Origin of the sequence: Polaromonas sp. LjRoot131 (assembly GCF_964252805.1) — a bacterium.
GTDB lineage: Bacteria > Pseudomonadota > Gammaproteobacteria > Burkholderiales > Burkholderiaceae_C > Polaromonas.
Genome location: NZ_CAXUPF020000006.1, coordinates 125,467 through 146,232, shown reverse-complemented (window position 1 = coordinate 146,232; position 20,766 = coordinate 125,467). Strand labels below are relative to the sequence as shown.

At 63.5% G+C, this 20,766-nt stretch carries 21 protein-coding genes; 9 read left to right on the top strand and 12 right to left on the bottom strand.

From position 1 onward, the window contains the following. Positions 1 to 36: 36 nt before the first annotated feature. The gene (crcB, locus tag ACSQ27_RS22725) at positions 37 to 423 is read right to left on the bottom strand and encodes a fluoride efflux transporter CrcB (RefSeq protein WP_436157762.1); all 387 of its coding nucleotides are present in this window, start codon (positions 421 to 423) and stop codon (positions 37 to 39) included. A gap of 48 nt (positions 424 to 471) precedes the next feature. Here crcB and ACSQ27_RS22720 point away from each other — a divergent pair, with 48 nt between their 5' ends. Next, a complete protein-coding gene (locus tag ACSQ27_RS22720) occupies positions 472 to 1,185 on the top strand; it encodes an aspartate/glutamate racemase family protein (protein WP_436157761.1) in 714 nt (237 codons plus the stop codon). Between the two features lie 25 nt (positions 1,186 to 1,210). Here the strand turns inward: ACSQ27_RS22720 and ACSQ27_RS22715 are convergent, their stop codons facing one another. Genes ACSQ27_RS22715 through ACSQ27_RS22705 form a run of 3 tightly spaced genes read right to left on the bottom strand, consistent with a single transcriptional unit; the run spans position 1,211 to position 4,017 of the window. Continuing rightward, positions 1,211 to 2,506 (bottom strand): TRAP transporter large permease, encoded by a 1,296-nt coding sequence (locus ACSQ27_RS22715; protein WP_436157760.1) that lies wholly within the window; start codon positions 2,504 to 2,506, stop codon positions 1,211 to 1,213. A gap of 15 nt (positions 2,507 to 2,521) precedes the next feature. After that, positions 2,522 to 3,031, bottom strand: a complete 510-nt coding sequence (locus tag ACSQ27_RS22710; protein ID WP_436157759.1) for a TRAP transporter small permease — start codon at positions 3,029 to 3,031, stop codon at positions 2,522 to 2,524. A gap of 2 nt (positions 3,032 to 3,033) precedes the next feature. Next, on the bottom strand, positions 3,034 to 4,017 hold the full coding sequence (locus tag ACSQ27_RS22705; protein WP_436157758.1) for a TRAP transporter substrate-binding protein: 984 nt from the start codon (positions 4,015 to 4,017) through the stop codon (positions 3,034 to 3,036). 120 nt (positions 4,018 to 4,137) lie between these two features. Here ACSQ27_RS22705 and ACSQ27_RS22700 point away from each other — a divergent pair, with 120 nt between their 5' ends. The 7 genes from ACSQ27_RS22700 to ACSQ27_RS22670 all read left to right on the top strand — a co-directional run bounded on the left by ACSQ27_RS22700 (position 4,138) and on the right by ACSQ27_RS22670 (position 13,642). After that, on the top strand, positions 4,138 to 5,049 hold the full coding sequence (locus ACSQ27_RS22700) for a LysR family transcriptional regulator (protein WP_436157757.1): 912 nt from the start codon (positions 4,138 to 4,140) through the stop codon (positions 5,047 to 5,049). Positions 5,050 to 5,177: 128 nt separating this feature from the next. Further along, entirely contained in the window at positions 5,178 to 6,002 is an 825-nt protein-coding gene (locus tag ACSQ27_RS22695; protein ID WP_436157756.1) for a putative hydro-lyase, read from the top strand. An 11-nt stretch (positions 6,003 to 6,013) separates the two neighbouring features. Then, the gene (locus ACSQ27_RS22690) at positions 6,014 to 6,976 is read left to right on the top strand and encodes a TRAP transporter substrate-binding protein (RefSeq protein ID WP_436157755.1); all 963 of its coding nucleotides are present in this window, start codon (positions 6,014 to 6,016) and stop codon (positions 6,974 to 6,976) included. A 97-nt stretch (positions 6,977 to 7,073) separates the two neighbouring features. After that, positions 7,074 to 7,583 carry a TRAP transporter small permease gene (locus ACSQ27_RS22685; protein ID WP_436157754.1) on the top strand — a complete coding sequence of 170 codons (510 nt, stop codon included), beginning with the start codon at positions 7,074 to 7,076 and terminating at the stop codon, positions 7,581 to 7,583. A gap of 14 nt (positions 7,584 to 7,597) precedes the next feature. Beyond that, on the top strand, positions 7,598 to 8,890 hold the full coding sequence (locus ACSQ27_RS22680) for a TRAP transporter large permease (protein ID WP_436157753.1): 1,293 nt from the start codon (positions 7,598 to 7,600) through the stop codon (positions 8,888 to 8,890). 37 nt (positions 8,891 to 8,927) lie between these two features. Continuing rightward, positions 8,928 to 9,905, top strand: a complete 978-nt coding sequence (locus tag ACSQ27_RS22675; RefSeq protein WP_436157752.1) for a TRAP transporter substrate-binding protein — start codon at positions 8,928 to 8,930, stop codon at positions 9,903 to 9,905. 92 nt (positions 9,906 to 9,997) lie between these two features. Further along, positions 9,998 to 13,642, top strand: coding sequence for a hydantoinase B/oxoprolinase family protein (locus ACSQ27_RS22670; RefSeq protein ID WP_436157751.1), 3,645 nt, complete (start codon positions 9,998 to 10,000; stop codon positions 13,640 to 13,642). Positions 13,643 to 13,652: 10 nt separating this feature from the next. On the opposite strand, the gene ACSQ27_RS22665 is transcribed toward ACSQ27_RS22670, so the two are convergent. Together ACSQ27_RS22665 and ACSQ27_RS22660 are read right to left on the bottom strand one after the other, a co-directional pair. Continuing rightward, positions 13,653 to 14,555: an SDR family oxidoreductase gene (locus ACSQ27_RS22665; protein WP_436157750.1), complete on the bottom strand. Its 903-nt coding sequence runs from the start codon at positions 14,553 to 14,555 to the stop codon at positions 13,653 to 13,655. A gap of 49 nt (positions 14,556 to 14,604) precedes the next feature. After that, on the bottom strand, positions 14,605 to 15,462 hold the full coding sequence (locus ACSQ27_RS22660; protein WP_436157749.1) for a helix-turn-helix domain-containing protein: 858 nt from the start codon (positions 15,460 to 15,462) through the stop codon (positions 14,605 to 14,607). A gap of 118 nt (positions 15,463 to 15,580) precedes the next feature. Between ACSQ27_RS22660 and ACSQ27_RS22655 the strand changes: the two genes are divergently transcribed. Beyond that, complete coding sequence (locus tag ACSQ27_RS22655; protein WP_436157748.1) at positions 15,581 to 16,126, top strand: DinB family protein; 546 nt, start codon at positions 15,581 to 15,583, stop codon at positions 16,124 to 16,126. Positions 16,127 to 16,176: 50 nt separating this feature from the next. Here the strand turns inward: ACSQ27_RS22655 and ACSQ27_RS22650 are convergent, their stop codons facing one another. The 6 genes from ACSQ27_RS22650 to ACSQ27_RS22625 form a co-directional block, all read right to left on the bottom strand. Continuing rightward, a complete protein-coding gene (locus tag ACSQ27_RS22650) occupies positions 16,177 to 16,713 on the bottom strand; it encodes a ComEA family DNA-binding protein (protein WP_436157747.1) in 537 nt (178 codons plus the stop codon). Between the two features lie 155 nt (positions 16,714 to 16,868). Next, positions 16,869 to 17,876: an ADP-glyceromanno-heptose 6-epimerase gene (rfaD, locus tag ACSQ27_RS22645; protein WP_436157746.1), complete on the bottom strand. Its 1,008-nt coding sequence runs from the start codon at positions 17,874 to 17,876 to the stop codon at positions 16,869 to 16,871. Between the two features lie 36 nt (positions 17,877 to 17,912). Beyond that, a complete protein-coding gene (gene rfaE1 / locus ACSQ27_RS22640) occupies positions 17,913 to 18,857 on the bottom strand; it encodes a D-glycero-beta-D-manno-heptose-7-phosphate kinase (protein ID WP_436157745.1) in 945 nt (314 codons plus the stop codon). Positions 18,858 to 18,956: 99 nt separating this feature from the next. Beyond that, complete coding sequence (gene lapB / locus ACSQ27_RS22635) at positions 18,957 to 20,102, bottom strand: lipopolysaccharide assembly protein LapB (RefSeq protein ID WP_436157744.1); 1,146 nt, start codon at positions 20,100 to 20,102, stop codon at positions 18,957 to 18,959. Beyond that, a complete protein-coding gene (locus tag ACSQ27_RS22630; RefSeq protein WP_411878847.1) occupies positions 20,092 to 20,373 on the bottom strand; it encodes a LapA family protein in 282 nt (93 codons plus the stop codon). The genes lapB and ACSQ27_RS22630 overlap by 11 nt, the downstream gene beginning before the upstream one ends. A 72-nt stretch (positions 20,374 to 20,445) precedes the next feature. Continuing rightward, positions 20,446 to 20,760, bottom strand: coding sequence for an integration host factor subunit beta (locus ACSQ27_RS22625; protein ID WP_436157743.1), 315 nt, complete (start codon positions 20,758 to 20,760; stop codon positions 20,446 to 20,448). Between the last annotated feature and the right edge of the window lie 6 nt (positions 20,761 to 20,766).

The following is a 20,766-nucleotide window of genomic DNA, read 5'->3' as shown; positions in this document are numbered from 1 at the left end:
CGCCGCTGCGGCAAAGGCCTGGGTTCACGGAGAGCCTCAGCGCGCGTGGGCGGCGATCAGGAACATCGCGGACTTCAGGCCCGCCACCGTCATCAGCAGCGAGCCCAGCACGTGCGCCGTGGCCGTGAGCGCCGCCAGGCCGTAGCGCGCGTCCATCAGGAAGATCACCACCTCGGCCGAAAACGAGGAAAAAGTGGTCAGCCCGCCCAGGAAGCCGGTCACCAGCGCCAGGCGCCAGACCGGGTCCAGGTGCGGCATGGCCTGGAAGGCCGCGATGCAGACACCTATCAGGTAGCCGCCTATCAGGTTGGCCGCCAGCGTGCCCCAGGGAATCATGCCGCCGGGCGTGAGCCAGAGGCTGAGGCCCCAGCGGGCCAGCGCACCCAGCGAGGCGCCTATGGAGATGGCAAGGACAGTCAGCATGGCGTGTGTGGGAGGTAAGGGTGGTGGCTTTGGCGGGACAATGCAGCCATGACTTTAACCGCTGCATCCCCGTCCGGCGAGACCGGCTTCCTGGGCGTGGTCATGCTTGATACCCGTTTCCCCAGGCCGCCCGGCGACGTGGGCCATCCCGACACCTTTGGCGTGCCGGTGCGCCAGCGTGTGGTGCGGGGCGCCTGGCCCGGCACGATTGTGCAGACGGCCGAGGGTTTGCGCGCCGCGGGCATGGCGCCGGCCTTTGTCCAGGCGGTGCAGGCGCTGGAGGCCGAGGGTGCGCGCGCCATCACCACGAGCTGCGGCTTCCTGGTGCTGCTGCAGGCCGAACTGCAGGCGGCCGCCCGGGTGCCCGTGATCACTTCCAGCCTGCTGCAATTGCCGGGATTGCTGGCGCACCAGCCCAGGGTCGGCGTGCTGACCATCAGCGCGGCCGCGCTGGGGCCGGAACATTTGCTCGCCGCAGGTGTGCCTGTGAGCCGGCTTGATGACGTGGTGGTGCAGGGCCTGGAGCCTACCGGGGAGTTTGTGACTGCCATCCTGGGCAACCGCGACACCCTGGACATAGAAAAAGCCCGCCGGGATGTGGTGCATGCCGCAGTGGCGCTCAAGCAGCGCGAGCCTTTGCTGCAGGCTGTGGTGCTGGAGTGCACCAACCTGCCGCCTTACCGGCAGGCGATTGAAGCGGCCACAGGCCTGAAGGCCTGGGCGCTGACGGACGATGAGCGGCTGCTGCGTCCGTGGCGATGAGCCGCCGCAGACCTTTGCAAGCCCGCTACATCTTGCCCGGTAGCCAGGTGGCGATCTGCGGGAAGAACCAGAGCAGCAGCACCATGCCGCACATCAGGAAGAAAAAAGGCAAGGTGACCCGCGCGATATAGGTGATTTCTTTCTTGGTCATGCCCTGGAGCACAAAGAGGTTGAAACCCACGGGCGGCGTGATCTGCGCCATCTCGACCACGATGACGATGAAGATGCCGAACCAGATCAGGTCCAGCCCGGCCGCCTGCACCGTGGGAAGGATGACGCCCATGGTCAGCACCACCATCGAAATGCCGTCGAGAAAGCAGCCCAGCACGATGTAGAAGATGCTCAGCACGATGATGAGCATGAAGGGGCTCAGGCCGAGGCTTGAGACGAATTCGGCCAGGTGGCGGGGCAAACCGATGTAGCCCATGCTCAGCGTCAGGAAGGCGGCGCCGGCCAGGATCAGCGCAATCATGCAGTACAGGCGCGTCGCACCCAGCAGCGACTCCTTGAAAGTGCTCCAGCTCATGGACCTTTGTACTACGGCCAGCACGAGCGAGCCGACGACGCCGATGGCTGCGGCTTCGGTCGCGGTAGCTACGCCGGTATAGATGGAGCCCAGCACAGCGCTTATCAGCAGCACGACCGGTATCAGGTGGCGCGACTCGTAGATTTTTTCACCGAAGCTCATCGCGGCATCGGGCGGCGGGATCTTGCCTTTGTTCAGCAAGGCCCAGACGATGAGGTAGCCGGAGAACAGCGAGGCCAGCAGCAGGCCTGGAAAAACGCCCGCGATGAACAGCCGGGCGATGGACACATCGGCACTGACGCCGTAAACAATCATGATGATGGACGGCGGGATCAGCAGGCCCAGCGTGCCGGCGCCCGCGAGTGAGCCTATCGTGATGTCCTCCGGGTAGCCGCGCTTGGCCAGCTCCGGCAGCGTCATCTTGCCGATGGTGGCGCAGGTCGCCGCCGAGGAGCCCGACACCGCGGCAAAGATGGTGCAGCCGATGACGTTGGTGTGCAGCAGGCCGCCCGGCAAGCGGCTGACCCAGGGCGCCAGTCCCTTGAACATGCTTTCGCTGAGCTTGGTGCGGAACAGGATTTCGCCCATCCATACAAAAAGCGGCAAGGCCGTCAGCGTCCAGCTTGAGGACGATCCCCAGATGGTCACGGCCATGGCGTCGCCGGCGGCGCGTGAGGAGAACAGCTGCATGCCTATCCAGGCGACGCCTGACAGCGTGAGGCCTATCCAGACGCCGGAGCCCAGGATCAGGAAAAGCGAAAGAATCAGCAGCGAGGTGATGGCGAGATCGGACATGAAGGTTCTTTGTTGTTATTCGTGGTGCAGCGCTTCGTCGCTGTTGGCCTGGGTGCGCCGGCCCCGGATCTCCAGCACCAGTTCGTCGATGAACGCGATCATCAGGATGACGGCACCTACGCCCATGGTGATCTGCGGAATCCACAGCGGCGTGGCGTCGTTCCCGGTGGAGATGTCGTGATAGGCGTAGGAGTTGACCGACAGCATGACGCTGTACCACGCGAACAGCATGGAAAGCGCCGTGGCCGCTGCCAGCGCCCAGATTTCCAGGGCACGCCTGGCAGTGCCTTTCAGCCCATTGAGGATCAGCGTGACGCGGATGTGCTCACCCTTCTTGAGGGTATGGGCCAGCGCCAGGAAGCCACTGGCCGCCATGCAGTAGCCCGCATACATGTCGGTGCCGCGCAGAGACCAGGCGAACTGACGGTCCAGAACGCCGGCCAGCACCGACACCAGCGTGCCGATCATGAACAGCGCCCCCAGCCATGCCGCGCTGTCGTACAGCGCATCGAGCAAGCGGCGCATGCTTATTTCTTCGCCGCGTTGGATTTGTCGAAGGCCGACAGCATTGCTTCGCCCTCGGGGCCGGCGCGCTTGATCCAGTCGGCTTTCATGATGCCGCCTACCTGGCGCAGGTCGGCCACCAGTTTCGGCGAGGGGGTCATGATCTTCATGCCTTTTTCGGCCAGGGCTTTTTTGTAGAAGTCGTTTTTCTCCTCGCTGATCTTCCAGCCGCGGGTTTCGGCGTCCGCGGCGGCCTTCAGGACGGCGGCCTGGGTAGGCGCGTCCAGCGCGTCAAAGGATTTTTTGTTGACGATGACGGCATTCTTGGGCAGCCAGGCTTGCACGTCGTACCAGTACTTGATGCTTTCGTAGGTCTTGGTGTCGTAACCGGTCGATCCCGAGCTCATGTAGCTGTTGACGACACCCGTCGCCATGGCCTGGCTCAGTTCCGCCGCCTGCACGGTCACGGGCTGCGCGCCGACCAGCTCGGCGATCTTGCTGGTGGCCGGGCTGTAGGCGCGCCACTTCAGGCCCTTCATGTCGGCAACGGCGGTGATTTCCTTGTTGACGTAAATGCCCTGGGGCGGCCAGGCCACTGTGTAGAGCAGCTTCATGCCTTGCGTGCCCAGCAGCTTTTCCAGCGCCGGTTTTTGCGCTTCGGCCAGCTTGTGCGCCGAGGTGTAACTGGAAGCCACAAAGGGCAGGCCGTCCGCGCCGAATATTGCGTTTTCGTTCTCGAAGTTGACCAGCAGGATTTCACCGATCTGCGCCTGGCCGCCTTGCACCGCGCGCTTGATCTCGTTGGCCTTGAACAGCGAGGCATTGGCATGCACCGTGATCTTGAGCTTGCCGCCGCTGGCCTTGTCGACGTCGGCGGCAAACTGCGTCAGGTTCTCTGTGTGGAAATTGCTGGCCGGGTAGGCGGCGGGCAGGTCCCATTTGGTCTGGGCAAAAGCGTTGGCGCCGAAGGCAAGGGCGGCGGCCGTCAGGGTGATCTTGAATTTCATGAAAGGCTCCAGGGCAGGAAATTGATAAGTCGTAATAGGATAGACGCAAATCCCGCGCCAGTTCACCGGGCATACCCCGAAAACCGGCCCCCACCCGTTTCGCGACCCAGAGGCCCCGCCATGAACCTGCGCTTTGTTGAAGCCTTTTACTGGGTGGCCTCGCTCAAAAGCATCTCGCGCGCCGCCGACAAGCTCTACCTCACGCAGTCGGCCATGTCCAGCCGCATCGCCACGCTTGAAGATGAATTGGGCGTCCTGCTGCTGGATCGGCGGGACAAGCAGTTCAAGCTCACGGGAGCGGGTATGCGCTTCCTGCAGTACGCGGAGAAACTGCTGGCTCTACAGCGGGAGGTCAAGGCCGAAATGGGATCTGGGCAGACCATGGCGGTTTCCATGCGCATAGGCGCCATCGAATCGGTGCTGCACTCGTGGCTGATCCCCTGGCTGGAAAAACTGCGTGCCGACTATCCCGGCCTCGAACTGGAATTGACCGTCGAGACCACGCCCATCCTGATCGACCAGATGCAGCGCGGTACGCTCGATCTGGTTTTTGCGGTACTGCCTGCCTCGGCGGAGGGCGTTCGAAATCATGCGCTGCCGGCTATGGACATGGTGTTTGTTGGCCACCCGGACCTGCATAAGAAGAGAAACTACAAGCTTGACGAGCTTGCTGGCATGGAATTGCTGACCTTCCAGAAAGGCTCGCAGCCGCATGTCACCTTGCTGGACCTGTTCAGGGCGCATCGCATGGAGCCCAAAAAGGTGCATGCGATTTCCTCTATTTCCGCCATGGTGCAGCTTGTCCAGGGCGGCTTCGGCGTGGCCTTGCTGCCTCGCGCGGCGGTCGAACGGTTGACCGGTTTCGCCCGGTTGAAACCTTTGACCTGCGACGCGAAACTGCAGTCCCTGCCCATCCACGCCAGCTACCGTACGGACCCCAGCTCCAAGACGGTGGAAACGGTTGTGCAATCGGCGGTTGCTTTTGCCGGTAACCGCAAAAACGCACCAAAAGGGCGTCAGAAAACCGTCTAAAGGTAAACCCCTAGCATCGAAAAAATCGATGACTTGAGCGAAAAATTTTGAATTTGCTGAAGGTCGCCGACACTCACACAATTCGCCCATCGTCATGAAAGTGACATACGTAAACGGGGAATTTTCTGGTGAGCACATCGACTGAATCGGCGCTTTCGGTTTTCGGCGCAGGTGACATCCACGATGCCGCGCACGTTCGCGGCGTTATCCGGCAAGGTCGCTGGACTTCGCAGACGAGCGGCCTGGCCAAGGGCCACGTGCAGGGGAACGTGGTCATACTTCCGGCAGCCGAAGCCGGGGACTTTCTGCGCTATTGCCAGCGCAACCCCAAGCCCTGTCCGGTGCTCGCGGTATCGGAGCCGGGCCATGCGGAACTGCCGGCGCTGGGCGGCGGCATCGACATCCGCACCGATCTGCCGCGGTACCGCGTGTGGCGCCATGGCGAACTGGTCGACGAGCCTATAGACATAAGCGCGCTGTGGCGCGACGACATGGTGACGTTTGTGCTCGGTTGCTCATTTTCTTTCGAGCAAGCCCTGCAGGAAGCGGGTTTACGCATCAGGCATATCGACCAGGGCAGCAATGTTCCGATGTACCGCACAACTACGGCCACCGAACCGGCGGGCCCCTTCCATGGACCTATGGTGGTCACCATGCGGCCGTTCAAGGCGGCCGATGCGATCCGCGCCGTTCAAATCACCTCGCGTTTTCCCGATGTGCACGGCGCGCCGGTGCATATCGGCGATCCGGCCGAGATCGGAATCGCCGACATCACCAAGCCCGACTACGGCGATGCCGTCGAGGTGCTGCCGGGTGAAATCCCGGTGTTCTGGGCCTGCGGGGTGACGCCGCAGGCGGCCATCATGCAGGCGCGTCCCGAATTCTGCATTACCCACGCGCCGGGTGCGATGCTGATCACCGATCTTTTGAACCACCAACTTGCCAGTTTCTAAAAGGAGTTTTGATGAAGACACTTATTTTTGGTTTGGCGCTTGCCTGTGCCGGGCTTGCCGGGGCCCAGACAAAATGGGACTTGCCCACAGGCTACGGTGCCAACAGTTTCCAGACCCAGAATGTGCAGCAGTTCGCCAACGAGGTGAACCAACTCACCGGCGGCAAACTCAAGATCACCCTGCATGCGGGCGGTTCGCTCTACAAGGCCAACGAGATCAAGCGCGCGGTGCAGACCGGCCAGGTGCAGGCTGCCGAGTTCATCCTTTCCGGCGCTGCCAACGAGAACCCGCTGTTCGGTGTTGACTCCATTCCCTTTCTGGCCACCAGTTACGGCGATGCGAAACGCCTGTATATGGCTGCCAAGCCCGCGCACGACAAGCTGCTGGCGTCCCAGGGCATCAAGGTCCTTTTCACCGTACCCTGGCCCGGCCAGTCGCTGTATTCGCTCAAGCCCATCAACACGCCGGCTGACTTTGCCGGCACCAAGATGCGTGCCTACAACCCGGCGACCACGCGCATCGCCCAACTCCTCAAAGCCCAACCGGTAACCATCCAGCTGGCTGAACTTGGCCAGGCGCTGGCGACCGGTGGCGTGCAGAACTTTTTGACGTCCAGTGCCAGCGGCGTGGAAAGCAAGTTGCATGAACAGGTCAAGTACTTCTATCCCGTCAGCGCCTGGCTGCCGCGCAACGCTACGGTGGTGAGCCAGAAAGCGTTCGATGCGCTGGACAAGCCCACGCAGGACGCGTTGCTCAAGGCCGCAGAGGCTGCCGAACAGCGCGGCTGGGCGACCAGCGAGAAACTGGATGGCGAATACATAAAAGAACTTGCCGCCAAAGGCATGGCCATCAGCCCGCCTTCGGACAGCGTCAAGAAGGAACTCGCCGCTATCGGCGAAACCATGACAGCCGAGTGGCTGAAGACTGCGGGCCCCGAAGGCCAGGCGGTGATCGACGCTTACCGCAAGAAATAAGCGGTTTTTTGCGGCGGGCGGGTTTGCGGCATGCAGACCCGCTGGCGGAAGGCTCGCCGCTCTTTCTTTCCTTTTTTGATCGATGCAGGAGCACGCGATGGGCAAACTCGTCCAGAATTTTTACAAACTGCTAATGGGCTTGTCCTGCGTGGCGATGCTGGCGGCCTTTGGCACCGTCATGCTGGGTGTGCTGGCGCGTGAGGCGAACTGGGATATTCCGGGCCTCGACGGCTACGCCGGCTATGCGATTGCCGCGGCCCTGTTCCTTGCGCTGCCCGGTACGCTCCAGCATGGCGACCACATCCGTGTGACCCTGTTGCTGGAACGCGTTTCTCCCAGGGTGCGCGGCATTCTTGAGTGGTGGTCCCTGGGCGCCGGGCTGGTGTTGACCGCTTATGTGGCCTGGTACGCGGTGCGGCTGGTCTGGGTGTCTTACAGCACCCACGACACCTCACCGGCGGCAGACGCCTCGCCCCTTTGGATTCCGCAGCTCGCCATGGCGCTGGGCTGCATTGGCTTTGCGTTGTCCTTTGTACAAGCTCTTGTCGATCGCTGGCGCGGTGGCAGCTTTATTGCCGTCTCCAGTGAAGCTGCCCATATTGAATAAGCCTTGGAAAAAAAATGGACATCGTTATTGCTTTCGGATTGATCGTGTTGCTCTTTGTGGCGTTGGGATCGGGTTTGTGGATAGGGCTGTCCCTGCTGGCTGTGGCCCTGCTTGGAATGGAACTTCTGACCCAGCGCCCCGTGGGAGATAGCATGGTGCTGACCATATGGGGCTCCACGTCCAGCTGGACTTTGACGGCCCTTCCGCTGTTTTTGTGGATGGGTGAGATCCTTTTCCGCAGCAAGCTGTCTGACAGCATGTTCAAGGGCCTGGCGCCCTGGCTGGATCGGCTGCCTGGCCGGCTGCTGCATATCAATGTCGTGGGTTGCACGATCTTTGCCGCGATTTCGGGCTCATCGGCGGCCACCTGCGCCACCATTGGCAAGATCACCTTGCCCGAACTCAAAAAACGCGGCTACCCCGACGACATTTCCGTCGGGACACTGGCCGGCGCGGGCACGCTGGGTCTGTTGATTCCGCCATCCATCATCATGATCGTGTATGGCGTGGCCGCCAATGTGTCTATCGCCAAGCTGTTCCTGGCCGGCGTGATTCCAGGCTTGATGCTGGCTGCGCTGTTCATGGGCTATATCGTGGTCTGGGCCTTGTTCAACAAGGACAAGGTGCCGGCGGCTGACGTGGCCATGAGTTTCGGTCAGAAAATCTACGCTTCGCGTCACCTGATTCCGGTGGTGTCGCTCATTGTGGTGGTTCTCGGTGGCATATACAGCGGTATCGCCACCGCTACCGAAGCCGCCGCGCTGGGGGTGGCGGGCTCACTGGTGCTCGCAGCCATTGAAGGTTCGCTGAACTGGAGCAAGTTCAAGGAAGGGCTGGTCGCCGCCTGCCGCATTTACTGCATGATCGGCCTGATCCTCGCCGGTGCGGCTTTTCTGACCTTGTCCATGGGATTCATCGGGCTGCCGCGGCACCTGGCTGAATTCATAGGCGCATTGCACCTCTCGCCCTTCATGCTGATGCTGGGGCTGATCGCCTTCTTTATTGTCCTGGGCTGTTTTCTCGACGGCATCTCGGTGGTCGTGCTCACCATTGCCGTGTTGCTGCCGACGGTGGAGGCGGCCGGGTTCGATCTGATCTGGTTCGGCATCTTCATCGTGCTGGTGGTCGAGATGGCACAGATCACACCGCCGGTCGGCTTCAATCTTTTTGTCATCCAGGGCCTGACGAGGCGCGAGGTGACCTGGATCGCACGCACGGCGCTGCCCCTGTTCTTTCTCATGATTGCCGCGGTGCTGATTACCTACTTTTTCCCCGATGTGGTGCTGTGGCTGCCACGTCATATGTAGTTCAACAGCAAACAGCCGCATCTTTTCAGGAGTTCCCATGAGAAAGCTTTTGATGTCCGCCTTGTGCGCGGTTTCGCTGGGTCACGCCTCCACCGTCGTGGCCCAGACGACCTGGAAGCTGGCCACGGGCTACCGGGCAGAGTCCTTCCATACGCAGAACATCCAGCAGTTCGCCCGCGACGTGGACCTGGCCACACGTGGAGGACTGCTGATACAGGTCTACCCCAACAACACGCTGGCCAGGCTGGCGGACATCAGTGCGGCCGTGCAGCAGGGAAAGGCCGAAGCCGGCGAGACCATCATGACCAGCATGGTCAAGGACATCCCGCTGGCCGGCGCGGACTCCATTCCTTTTGTCGTTACTTCCTACAAGGATGCGCAACGCCTCTGGAAGCTGCAGCGGCCCGGGCTGGAAAAACATTTCAACGAGCACGGCATGAAGCTTCTTTACGCCGTGCCGTGGCCGCCGCAAGGCCTGCATTCGAACAAACCGGTGCGGGGCCCGGTGGACTTCCGCGGCACCCAGATGCGCACCTACAACCAGACCACGATGCGCATCGCCGAGATGCTGGGCGCCAAACCTGTGGACGTGGCCATGGTGGACGTGGGCAAAGCGTTGGCCGAAGGCCGGATGGACAACATGATCACCTCGGCGCTGACCGGGGTGGAGAACAAGGTATGGGGCCCGATCAAGTATTACTACGAGATCAACGCCTGGTTCCCGAAAAACGCGGTGTTTGTGAACAGCAAGGCCTTTGAGGCGCTGAAGCCCGAGGCGCGCGCCGCCGTGCTCAAGGCGGCGGGCGAGGCGGAGGTCCGCGGTTGGCAGGCCAGCCAGGCACTGGCCGCCAGCGCCACCGAGGAACTGCGCGCCAACGGCGTGAAGATAGAGCGCATTTCGCCCGAACTGGACACCGAGATCAAGCGCATGGGCGAGAAGTTCTCGCGCGAGTGGATACGCTCCGTGGGCAATGAGGCCAATGATATTTTTGTGCCCTACTACATGCCGCAATAACCCGGCATTCAACCCTTCAAAAACAGGCAATCAAGCCGGCAGGGCCCGTCGGGCCGATTTGCCGGTATTCTTCAGGCAACAGCAGCAAAAACATGACACAAACCAACTCATCGAACACGGGCGGCACGGGCAGCGGACGCTGGCAATTCTGGATAGACCGCGGCGGCACTTTCACCGACATCGTGGCCAAGAAGCCCGACGGCTCGCTGGTCACGCACAAGCTTCTGTCGGAAAACCCCGAGCAGTACCGCGATGCGGCCGTGGCCGGCATACGCCACCTGCTGGGCCTCAAGGCCGGCGAGCCGATACGCGCCGACGTGGTCGACTGCGTGAAGATGGGCACGACCGTGGCCACCAATGCGCTGCTGGAGCGCAAGGGCGAGCCCACGCTGCTGGTCACCACACGCGGTTTTCGCGATGCGCTGCGCATCGCCTACCAGAACCGCCCGCGGCTGTTCGACCGCCACATCGTGTTGCCCGAGCTGCTTTACAGCGCGGTGGTCGAGGCCCAGGAGCGCGTCGGCGCGCAGGGCGAGGTGCTGCAGGCGCTGGACGAAGCGCTGCTGAAAAAAGAACTGCTGGCGCACTACGACAAGGGCTTGCGCAGCCTGGCCATCGTGTTCATGCACGGCTACCGCTTTACCGAACACGAAAAGGCCGCCAAACGCATCGCGGCCGAGGTGGGTTTTACGCAGATCAGCACCTCGCATGAAACCAGCCCGATGATGAAGTTCGTGAGCCGCGGTGACACCACCGTGGTCGACGCCTACCTCTCGCCCATATTGCGCCGTTATGTGGAGCAGGTCGCCAGCGAGATGCCGGGCGTGCGCCTGTTTTTCATGCAGTCTTCGGGCGGCCTGACCGATGCCCATGTGTTCCAGGGCAAGGACGCCATCCTGAGCGGCCCGGCCGGCGGCATTGTGGGCATGGCCCGCACGGCGGCGATTGCCGGCCATGCCAAGGTCATAGGCTTTGACATGGGTGGTACCTCGACCGACGTGTCGCATTACGCCGGGGAGTTCGAGCGCGAGTTCGAGACCCAGGTGGCGGGTGTGCGCATGCGCGCGCCCATGATGAGCATCCACACCGTGGCGGCGGGCGGGGGCTCCATCCTGAAGTTCGACGGCGAGCGTTTTCGCGTCGGCCCGCAGAGCGCGGGCGCCAACCCCGGCCCGGCCAGCTACCGGCGCGGCGGGCGCCTGGCGGTGACGGATGCCAATGTGATGGTCGGCAAGGTCCAGCCGCGCTACTTTCCCAAGGTGTTCGGACCCAATGCCGACGAGCCGCTGAGCTACGAGGCCGTCGAGGCGCAGTTCAATGAGCTGGCCGGCCAGACCGGGCGCAGCGCCGAGGTGGTGGCCGAGGGCTTCATCAACATCGCGGTGCAGCAGATGGCCAACGCGATCAAGAAAATTTCGGTGGCGCGCGGCTACGACGTGACGCGCTACACGCTGCAATGCTTCGGCGGTGCGGGCGGCCAGCATGCCTGCCTGGTGGCCGACGCGCTGGGCATGACCAAAGTCTTTGTGCACCCGCTCGCCGGCGTGCTGAGCGCCTACGGCATGGGCTTGGCCGACCAGAACGTGATCCGCGAGCAGGCGGTGGAATTGAAGCTCTCCACTGCTGCGCTGCCCGAAATCGCCGGCAAGCTCGAGGAGTTGGCCGCCCATGCCGAGGCCGAGCTGCAGCGCCAGCAGGTCAGCACCGGAAGCATCACCACGCACCGGCGCGTGCATGTGCGCTACGAGGGCAGCGATTCCGCGCTGATTGTTCCTTTCGGCACGCTGGACCAGATAGCGGCCGGCTTTGAGGCCGCCTACCGCCAGCGCTTCGCCTTTTTGATGCAGGGCAAGGGCCTGGTGGTGGAGGCGGTGTCCGTCGAGGCCGTGGTGGCCGGCGATGCGCCGGCCGAGCCGCGCCATGCCACGCACGAGCCGCGTGAAGTGCCGCGCCGCGAAACCGTGCGCATGTATTCCGGCGGCCAGTGGCACGACGCGGCCCTGGTGGTGCGCGAGGACTTGCGGCCGGGCGACATTATTTCGGGCCCGGCCATCATTGCCGAGAAAAACGCGACCACGGTGGTCGAACCCGGCTGGGAAGCGGCGCTGACGGCCCTGGACCACCTGGTGCTGGACCGCCGGGCCGAGCGCGCCGTGACCTTCGCGGCCGGCACCACGGTGGACCCGGTGCTGCTGGAGGTCTTCAACAACCTCTTCATGAACATCGCCGAGCAGATGGGGCTACAGCTGCAGAACACCGCTTATTCGGTCAATATCAAGGAGCGCCTGGATTTCAGCTGCGCGCTCTTTGACACTGAGGGCAACCTGATCGCCAACGCGCCGCACATGCCGGTGCACCTGGGTTCCATGGGCGAGAGCATCAAGACGGTGATTCGTGAGAACGCCGGCAGCATGCAGCCGGGCGACGTCTATGTGCTGAATGATCCCTACCACGGCGGCACGCACTTGCCCGACATCACGGTGATCACGCCGGTCTACCTGGGCACGGCCACGCAGCCGACGTTCTACGTGGGCTCGCGCGGTCACCATGCGGATATTGGCGGCACCACGCCAGGCTCCATGCCGCCGTTCTCGACGCTGATCGAGGAGGAGGGCGTGCAGATCAACAACGTCAAGCTCGTGGAGCGCGGCGTGTTGCGTGAAGCGGAAATGATTGCTTTGCTCAAGAGCGGCAAATACCCGAGCCGCAACCCGCAGCAGAATATGGCCGATCTCAAGGCGCAGATCGCCGCCAATGAAAAAGGCGTTCAGGAGTTGCGCAAGATGGTCGACACCTTCAGCCTGGAGGTGGTGCTGGCCTATATGCGACACGTGCAGGACAACGCGGAAGAGTCGGTGCGTCGCGTGATCACGCGCCTCAAGGATGGTGAATTCACGCTGCCGCTGGACAACGGCGCGCAGATCAAGGTGGCGATTCGCGTCAATGCCAAGGGCCGCAGCGCCGAAATCGATTTCACCGGCACTTCGGCGCAGCAGAGCAACAACTTCAACGCGCCAACGGCGGTGTGTATGGCGGCGGTGCTGTATGTCTTCCGCACGCTGGTGGACGACGACATCCCGCTGAACGCGGGTTGCCTGAAGCCGCTCAAGGTCATCATCCCGGCGGGCTCCATGCTCAACCCGAACCCGCCGGCTTCGGTGGTGGCGGGTAATGTGGAGACCTCCACCTGCATCACCAACGCACTCTACGGCGCGCTGGGGGTGATGGCGGCCAGCCAGTGCACCATGAACAACTTCACCTTTGGCAATGCGCGCCACCAGTATTACGAAACGATTTCGGGTGGCTCGGGTGCGGGCGGCAAGCTCGACGACGCCGGCAAGCTGGTGTCGGGGTTTGACGGCACCAGCGTGGTCCAGACCCATATGACCAATTCACGGCTGACCGACCCCGAGGTGCTGGAGTTCCGCTTCCCGGTGCGGCTGGAGAGTTATGAGATTCGTGAAAACTCCGGCGGTGCGGGGCGCTGGCATGGCGGCAACGGCGGCGTGCGCCGTGTGCGCTTCCTGGAGGCCATGACGGCCAGCATTCTGTCCAACGGCCGCAAGCACGGGGCCTTCGGCATGGCCGGCGGCGAGCCGGGACAGGTGGGGCGCAATCTTGTTGTGCGTGCACAAGGGCAAGTCGAAGCGCTGGACCACATAGGCCAGGCGGACATGCAGCCGGGTGACGTGTTTGAGATCCATACGCCGGGCGGCGGAGGTTACGGCAAAGCCTGAGTGTCGGACGCTACATCTCGAAAGCTGCTGGCTGTCGGCCGTCTATGTCGGTGAAACCATATTCGCGCGCCAGGTGGGCCACCAGGTGCACGCCGCCGCTCTTGTCCATCACGGCCAGGTCAACCGCAAGAGCGGCCACGGCACGGCCCAGGTAGTGCGGCGACTCGGTGCGCGCCAGTGCGGGCCGCTCTTGCCAATGCGCTTCGTCGGTTTGGTGGCCGGTCAGGACGAATTCGGTGCGCATCCAGCCCGGTGACACGGCGAGCGAGGCGATGCCGCGTGGGCGCAACTCTTCTGCCATGCCGAAGGCCAGGCGTGTCATGGCGGCTTTGGCCATGTCGTAGAACAGGTTGCCCTTGAGGTAATGGCCGCGGTCCCAGAACGTCGTCGTGACCAGCAGGCCTTTGCCTTGCCGCAGCATCAGCGGAACGGCCAGGCGGCTGGACAGCAGGTGGTTGCGCAGGCCGCGGTCCATCATGCTGTCCCAGTGCTCCATGCCGCGCTCCCAGAAGGGGGCGTCGAACACGCCGTCGAATGTTTCATGGCCGCCCCAGGCGTTGTTGACCAGCAGGTCCAGCCGGCCTTGCTCGTCCTGCACGCGTGCGAAGAGGCGCGCGACGTCTTCCTCCTTCGTGTGGTCGCAGGGCAGCGCAATGCCTCTGCCGCCCCTGCGGCTGACCTCGTCGGCTGTGTCGTCTATGGTGCCGGGCACAACCGGCAGGCTGGACAGCGCCAGCAGCTTTCCGTAGGACTGTGCCGGGTGGCCGCGTGTGCTGCGGCCCGTGACGTAAACCGTCGCGCCCGCGGCGCCCAGTTCCACCGCGATGGCGCGGCCCGCGCCCCGGCTGGCGCCGGTCACCACCGCCACGCAGTTCTTGAGATCGGGTGGGCTGTATTTGCTGTCTTGTTCCATGGGTCGCCTTTTTGTGTGTGTTGCACTCAGACGAGAAGATAGCCGTGCGTCAATCGCATGTCTTGGAAGATTGCGCAATGCCGCGCCGCAGGAACAAGGTCGGTGACAGCCCGCACAGCGCGCGAAATTCATTGGCCAGGTGTGCCTGGTCGTAAAAACCGGCGTCCACGGCGACCTCGGCCCAGGCGGGCGCGGCCTGTTGCCGGATCAGGCGCAGGCAGGCGTGCAGCCGCGACAAGCGGGCCCAGGCGCGGAAGGAAAGGCCCACATGCTCGAAGAACAGCTGCTGCAGGCGGCGCTCGCCGACGTTGACGGCGGCAGCGGCCTGCCGCAGGGAAAGCCGGCCCTGCGCGCCGGCTACGAGGCGCGCGGCATGGTGGGCTCTTTGCTGGTGCAGTGAGGCGTCCCTCGCAAGGCGGCGCCGCAGGGCGGCTATCAGCAGCGCGGCGCGTGCAGCATCGCTACCGGCTTCGGCCATTCGCGCCGCCAGGGTGGAAACCTCCGTGCCCCAGAGTGCCTGCAAGGGCAGGGCCTGGCCTTCAATCTCGCCGGCCGGCAGGCCCAGCAGCGCGGCCGCCGCGCCGGGTTGCAAAGCCACGGACAGGCCCTCTATGCGGCCGCTGAGTTGCAGGACGGTGGGTGAGGTCGAGGCGCCCGCAACGCGTACCGCAGGCCCGCTAGCCGGAGAGTCGGCAAAGTCGAACATCAGGCGCACGGCGCCGTCCGGCAGCACCCGTTCCGTCACGGTTTCACCCGCGGGCAGCGTCTCGCGGTAGGCGAGGACCTGGGAGACATGGCCGCGCAGCGGCGCACTCACGGGGAAGGCCCGCAGCGTGGCGGCGGGCACCGTGGTCTCGGGGCCGCAGGTGCTGTCGTCGGCAAGGCGCAGGAACAGGCGTTCTTTCATGGCGCCACCATCCTACCCGCCGGGGAGGATGCCTGCCGCGCCTGCGCTCAAAGCAGATGCAAAATACCGGGAGCCCGTGACGGCATGCCGGCCGCCACCTCTTCCTGGAGCGCCTTCGATGACCCCTGAATTTTGCGACAACTACCGCCTTATGGCCCGCTACAACCGCTGGATCAACGAGCGCCTGTACGAGGCCTGCGAGGCGTTGACGGATGAAGCGCGCAAGCAGCAGCGCGGCGCTTTTTTCGGCTCCATCCACCACACGCTGGGCCACCTGGTGCTGGCTGACCAGGTCTGGCTCAGGCGCTTCGCACAATGCGGGGCGGACAACGGCATGCCTTTCGCGTCGCTGGGCCCGGATGTGCTGGACATGCCTGAGGCCTACACACTGGACATGGTGCTGTTTGAGGGCTGGGCGGAACTGAAGGCAAAACGCGTGCAGCTGGACGCCGCCATCGAGCAATGGACCGCCGATATGCCGGACGCCTACCCGCAACTCACCATGCGCTATGCCAATTCAAAAGGCGTGCAACGCGAGCATGTGGCCTGGAAGGCGATCACGCATTTTTTCAATCACCAGACGCACCACCGAGGCCAGGTGAGCACGCTGGTCACGCAGGCCGGCGGCACGGTGGGGGTGACCGACCTGATCGCCTTGGTGTAGCCACAAGAAAAAACCCGCGCAAGGCGGGTTTTGGGAGAGCGCAGGCCGGTTTACTTTTTGGCGGCGCTTGCGGCGGGCTTGGCGGCCTCCACCTTGACTTCGGCTTTGGTTTCTTTCTTGGACGTCACGGCTGCCTTGGCATCCTTGGCCGTTTCTTTCACGGCGTCTTTGGTGGCGACGGCTGCGCCCTTGACGGCGTCCTTGGTGGCCACCGCGGCATCCTTGGCTTTTTCAGTCACGGGCTTGTCGGTTTTCCTGTCTGCCTTGGTATCCGCTTTGACTTCGGCCTTGGCTTTTGCCTTGGCATTCGCGGCGCCCGCGCCGGTGTAGGCAGCGCCGCCTACCGTCAGGCCTGCGGCGGAAAATTCGGCCGCGCGCTTTTCCTTGACACCTTTGACGCGGGCCATGAAGTCTTCCCAGTTTTTGAACTCGGCCTTCTTGCGTTCGGCAAGGATCTGCTTCGAAGTGGCGGGGCCTATGCCCTTGATACCGTCGAGGTCGGCCGCGGTGGCCTTGTTGACGTCAACGGCGGCAAACGACACGGCCATGTACATGGCGGCGACGAAGGCCAGTATTTTCTTGAACATGAGAAGACTCCCCAAAGATTGGATTGATGTGAAAGCACGTGATCCATCCTTGTGAAGAAGGATGTCTTCTTCATAACGGCCTGTGGGAGGCGGCGTTGACGGCCCCTGTGGGCTTTCAGGCCAGGAAAACCCTAGTGAGGCACCAGGGTGTGGCCTTAGCCCGCGGCGGCGCTCAGGGCCTGCATGTAAGCCGTCACACCTGTCTGCACGTCGGCGAAGACGTGATCGCAGCCCGCCGCGCGCAGGGCGCGCGGGTCGGCTTGGGTGTAGCTCTGGTATTTGCCGACCAGCGCGGGCGGGAAGGCGATGTAGTCGATCAGGCCGCCGCGCACGGCTTCCTCGAGGCTCAGCGCCGCGGCGTTCTGCCCTTTGCGCAGGGTGTTCACGACGGACAGGGCCACGTCGTTGAAAGGCTGGGCCCGGCCGGTCCCGAGGTTGAAGATGCCGGACTTGCCGGGGTTGTCGAAGAACCAGAGGTTCACGGCCACCACGTCGTCGATGAAGATGAAGTCGCGCATCTGGCCGCCCGGGCCGTAGCCGCCGTATTCGCCGAAAAGCTTGACCTTGCCTTCGGCCTGGAACTGGTTGAACTGGTGGAAGGCGACGCTGGCCATGCGGCCCTTGTGCTGTTCGCGCGGGCCGTAGACGTTGAAGTAGCGAAAGCCCGCGACTTGGGTGGCGGCGTTTTCAAAACGGGCCCCGAGCTCGCGCCGCATGCGCTGGTCGAACAGCAGCTTGGAGTAGCCGTAGACGTTGAGCGGGCGCTCGAATTCAGGTGACTCGGTGAATGTGTCGGAGCCGCCGTAGGTGGCGGCCGAGGAGGCGTACAGCAGGCGCGTGCCCTGGTCCTGGCAGGCATGGAACAACTCGCAGGACAGCGTGTAGTTGTTGTCCATCATGTACTTGCCGTCGGCTTCCATGGTGTCGCTGCAGGCGCCTTCGTGGAACACGGCCTCGACCTGGCCGTAGGCGCCTTCGGAAAACAGGTCGTAGAAGTCGTCGGCGTCGACATAGTCGGCGATCTTCAGGTCGGCCAGGTTGCGGAACTTGTCGCCGTGTGTCAGGTCGTCGACGGCGATGATGTCGTCGATGCCGCGGGCGTTGAGGCCTTTGATGATGTTGCTGCCGATGAAACCGGCGGCGCCGGTGACTACGATTTTCATGGTGAATCCTTGGCTTGCGCTGGTGTGCGCTTTGGTTCAGTGCGCGGCGAACAGCTCGCCGTAATTGACGGTGGCGGTGCCGAACTTGCCGACCACGATGCCGCCCGCGCGGTTGGCGATCGGCACGGCGTCGCGCAGGCGCATGCCGGTGGCGGCCATGGCGGCCAGCGTGGCGATCACGGTATCACCGGCGCCTGTCACGTCGAACACCTCACGCGCCACCGCGGGGACGTTGAGCTCACCCTCGGCGTCAAACAAGGTCATGCCTTCTTCGCTGCGCGTGAGCAGCAGGGCTTCCAGGTTGAGCGCGGTGCGCAGGTTATGGGCCTTGGCGCGCAGGTCGGCTTCGCTGCTCCAGGCGCCGATCACATGTTCGAGTTCGGCGCGGTTGGGCGTGATGACGCTGGCGTTTTTGTAGCGCGCGTAGTCCGAGCCTTTGGGGTCGACCAGCACCACCTTGCCGGCGGCACGGGCCTGGGCGATCATCAGCACGATGTGCGCGAGGCCGCCCTTGCCGTAGTCGGAGAAGAGCACCGCATCGTGTTCGGTGTGCAGTTTTTCGAAGGTGGCGGACTGCGAGGCCAGCACCTCGTTTTCCGGTGTGTTCTCGAAATCCAGGCGTATCAGCTGCTGCTGACGGCCGATGACACGCAGCTTGACGGTGGTCTTGAGCTGGGCGTCGCGGCCGAAATAGGGCGTGATGCCGGTCTTGGCCACCAGCGCTTCGAGCTGGTGGCTGGCTTCGTCGTCGCCCACCACGCTCAGCAGCGAAGCCTGCGCGCCCAGCGTGACGATGTTGTAGGCCACGTTGGCCGCGGCGCCTATGCGCTCTTCGGTGCGCGTGACACGCACCACGGGCACCGGCGCTTCAGGCGAGATGCGGTCCACCGCGCCGTACCAGTAGCGGTCCAGCATGGCGTCTCCGACCACGAGGACGCGGGCTTTGGCGATTTTTTCAGGAGATAGGGTTGAAACGGTCATGTATGTCTGCTCTTAAGCAAGTAACAGCGTGGAACCGGCTTTGCCGGGCCACAGCTGTTGCCCCTGCAAGGGGGAGGAGGCGAAGCCTCCATGGGGTGTTCATAATTCTTCTATTCGGCGTGTCGGGTAGCTGTCCCAGGCCTGGCAGCCCGGGCAGTGCCAGAAATGCTGTGTGGCCTCAAAACCGCAGGCGGCGCAGCGGTAGCGCATCAGGGGCTTGGTGGCCTGGTCGAGGGCGCGCTGGACCAGCGCGTGGTGCTGCTCGTCCTGCAGCTTTTCGCCGGCGATCCACTTGCCGGCCGCGACCAGGGAGGCTTGGCGCTCCAGGTGCTTCACATACCATTGCCGCGCCGTGGCCGGGTCTTTCTCGAGCTTGACGATGGCTTCGATCAGATCGATGGACGGCACGTTGGCGTAGCTGGCCTTGAGCAGTTCCAGCGCCGTGGCTTCCTGGCCGCCGGCCTGCGCGATGTTGGCCAGCAGGCCGGCGGCGAGCAGCAGGCCTTGCGGCGCGGTTTTTTCGAGTTTGAGCAGGGTTTGCAGGGCATCCTGCGTGCGGCCGAGCTGGTTTTGCAGTTTCGCCAGGTCGATCAGGGGGCGGGCCAGGGCCGGCGCCATGGCGATGGCTTGCTGCAGGGCGCTGAGCGCCTGGGTGGTGTCGCCGGCGGCGACGGAGGCGCCGGCCTGCTCGCACAAATAGTGCGCCTGGCGGGCGCTGAAGCTGCCGTGGCTGGAACTGCCGAGGCGGGCGGCGATTTCAGTGGCATTGCCCCAGTCGCGTGAGCGCTCGTAGATGGACAGCAAGGCCAGGCGGGCCTCTTCTTCAAAGGGTGTGCCTTCCAGCCTGCGCAGGGCGGCCTCGGCGCGGTCCAGCAGTCCGGCTTTCAGGAAGTCGAGCGCCAGGGCGTGCTGGGCGCGGTCGCGCTCGGGCTGCGTGAGGTCGCCGCGCGACATCAGGTGTTCGTGCACGCGCACGGCGCGCTCGTACTCGCCGCGGCGGCGAAACAGGTTGCCCAGGGCGAAGTGAAGCTCGGAGGTGTCGGGATCGTTCTGCACCGCCTCGATGAAGGCGTCGATGGCCTGGTCCTGCTGCTCATTGAGCAGGAAGTTCAGGCCCTTGAAATAAGCCTTGGGCGCCTGGCGGTTTTCGATGCGCAGTTGCCGCAAGTCCAGGCGTGAGGCCAGCCAGCCGAGCGTGAAGGCAATCGGGAACCCGAGCAAGACCCAGGTGAAGTCAAATTCCATGGTGGAGCGTGGAGGGATCGTCGGTCACGGTATGGGGGCCGCCGGAGGAGGTGTGTTTCGCCGACCTGCGTTTTTTCCACCAGCGCGGCATCATGACAAATATGCCGAGCGCCAGCCCGCAGGCAAAGGCAGCCAGCACAACCAGCACCAGGGGTGCTTGCCACATGGTGCCAAAAAAGAAATACACCGAAACCGTCTGCTGGTTATTCAGTGCGAAAGCGAAGAGCGTAAAAAAAATGGCTGCTTTAAGCAGCCACATGAGGTATTTCACTTGGTAATCCCCCGGGTGGTCTGGCGATTGTAGCCAGCCCACCGAGGGAAACCAGAAAGACCGTGAACCAGTTTACTTGGATTCCGTGACCGCCAGCAATTCCTGGGTCCGGGCATCGACGGCTTCGCGCAGTGCCTTCCCGGGTTTGAAGTGCGGCACCCGTTTTTCCGGGATGGCCACGCTCTCGCCGGAACGCGGGTTGCGCCCCATGCGAGGCGGGCGCCGGTTGATGGAGAAGCTGCCGAAACCCCGGATTTCAATGCGGTGGCCGCGCACCAGCGCGTCGCTCATGGCATCAAGAATCGTCTTGACGGCATATTCGGCGTCGCGGTGCGTCAGCTGGCTGAATCGGGCCGCCAGTTCTTCGACAAGGTCGCTTCGAGTCATGGATCA

What these genes read in the sequence shown, in the direction of transcription:
- crcB (WP_436157762.1), bottom strand. Translation starts at nt 423, where the DNA reads ATGCTGACTGTCCTTGCCATCTCCATAGGCGCCTCGCTGGGTGCGCTG.
- ACSQ27_RS22660 (WP_436157749.1), bottom strand. Translation starts at nt 15,462, where the DNA reads ATGAAAGAACGCCTGTTCCTGCGCCTTGCCGACGACAGCACCTGCGGC.
- lapB (WP_436157744.1), bottom strand. Translation starts at nt 20,102, where the DNA reads ATGGAATTTGACTTCACCTGGGTCTTGCTCGGGTTCCCGATTGCCTTC.
- ACSQ27_RS22680 (WP_436157753.1), top strand. Translation starts at nt 7,598, where the DNA reads ATGGACATCGTTATTGCTTTCGGATTGATCGTGTTGCTCTTTGTGGCG.
- ACSQ27_RS22675 (WP_436157752.1), top strand. Translation starts at nt 8,928, where the DNA reads ATGAGAAAGCTTTTGATGTCCGCCTTGTGCGCGGTTTCGCTGGGTCAC.
- ACSQ27_RS22720 (WP_436157761.1), top strand. Translation starts at nt 472, where the DNA reads ATGACTTTAACCGCTGCATCCCCGTCCGGCGAGACCGGCTTCCTGGGC.
- ACSQ27_RS22705 (WP_436157758.1), bottom strand. Translation starts at nt 4,017, where the DNA reads ATGAAATTCAAGATCACCCTGACGGCCGCCGCCCTTGCCTTCGGCGCC.
- rfaD (WP_436157746.1), bottom strand. Translation starts at nt 17,876, where the DNA reads ATGAAAATCGTAGTCACCGGCGCCGCCGGTTTCATCGGCAGCAACATC.
- ACSQ27_RS22690 (WP_436157755.1), top strand. Translation starts at nt 6,014, where the DNA reads ATGAAGACACTTATTTTTGGTTTGGCGCTTGCCTGTGCCGGGCTTGCC.
- ACSQ27_RS22655 (WP_436157748.1), top strand. Translation starts at nt 15,581, where the DNA reads ATGACCCCTGAATTTTGCGACAACTACCGCCTTATGGCCCGCTACAAC.
- ACSQ27_RS22710 (WP_436157759.1), bottom strand. Translation starts at nt 3,031, where the DNA reads ATGCGCCGCTTGCTCGATGCGCTGTACGACAGCGCGGCATGGCTGGGG.
- ACSQ27_RS22650 (WP_436157747.1), bottom strand. Translation starts at nt 16,713, where the DNA reads ATGTTCAAGAAAATACTGGCCTTCGTCGCCGCCATGTACATGGCCGTG.
- rfaE1 (WP_436157745.1), bottom strand. Translation starts at nt 18,857, where the DNA reads ATGACCGTTTCAACCCTATCTCCTGAAAAAATCGCCAAAGCCCGCGTC.
- ACSQ27_RS22670 (WP_436157751.1), top strand. Translation starts at nt 9,998, where the DNA reads ATGACACAAACCAACTCATCGAACACGGGCGGCACGGGCAGCGGACGC.
- ACSQ27_RS22665 (WP_436157750.1), bottom strand. Translation starts at nt 14,555, where the DNA reads ATGGAACAAGACAGCAAATACAGCCCACCCGATCTCAAGAACTGCGTG.
- ACSQ27_RS22625 (WP_436157743.1), bottom strand. Translation starts at nt 20,760, where the DNA reads ATGACTCGAAGCGACCTTGTCGAAGAACTGGCGGCCCGATTCAGCCAG.
- ACSQ27_RS22685 (WP_436157754.1), top strand. Translation starts at nt 7,074, where the DNA reads ATGGGCAAACTCGTCCAGAATTTTTACAAACTGCTAATGGGCTTGTCC.
- ACSQ27_RS22700 (WP_436157757.1), top strand. Translation starts at nt 4,138, where the DNA reads ATGAACCTGCGCTTTGTTGAAGCCTTTTACTGGGTGGCCTCGCTCAAA.
- ACSQ27_RS22715 (WP_436157760.1), bottom strand. Translation starts at nt 2,506, where the DNA reads ATGTCCGATCTCGCCATCACCTCGCTGCTGATTCTTTCGCTTTTCCTG.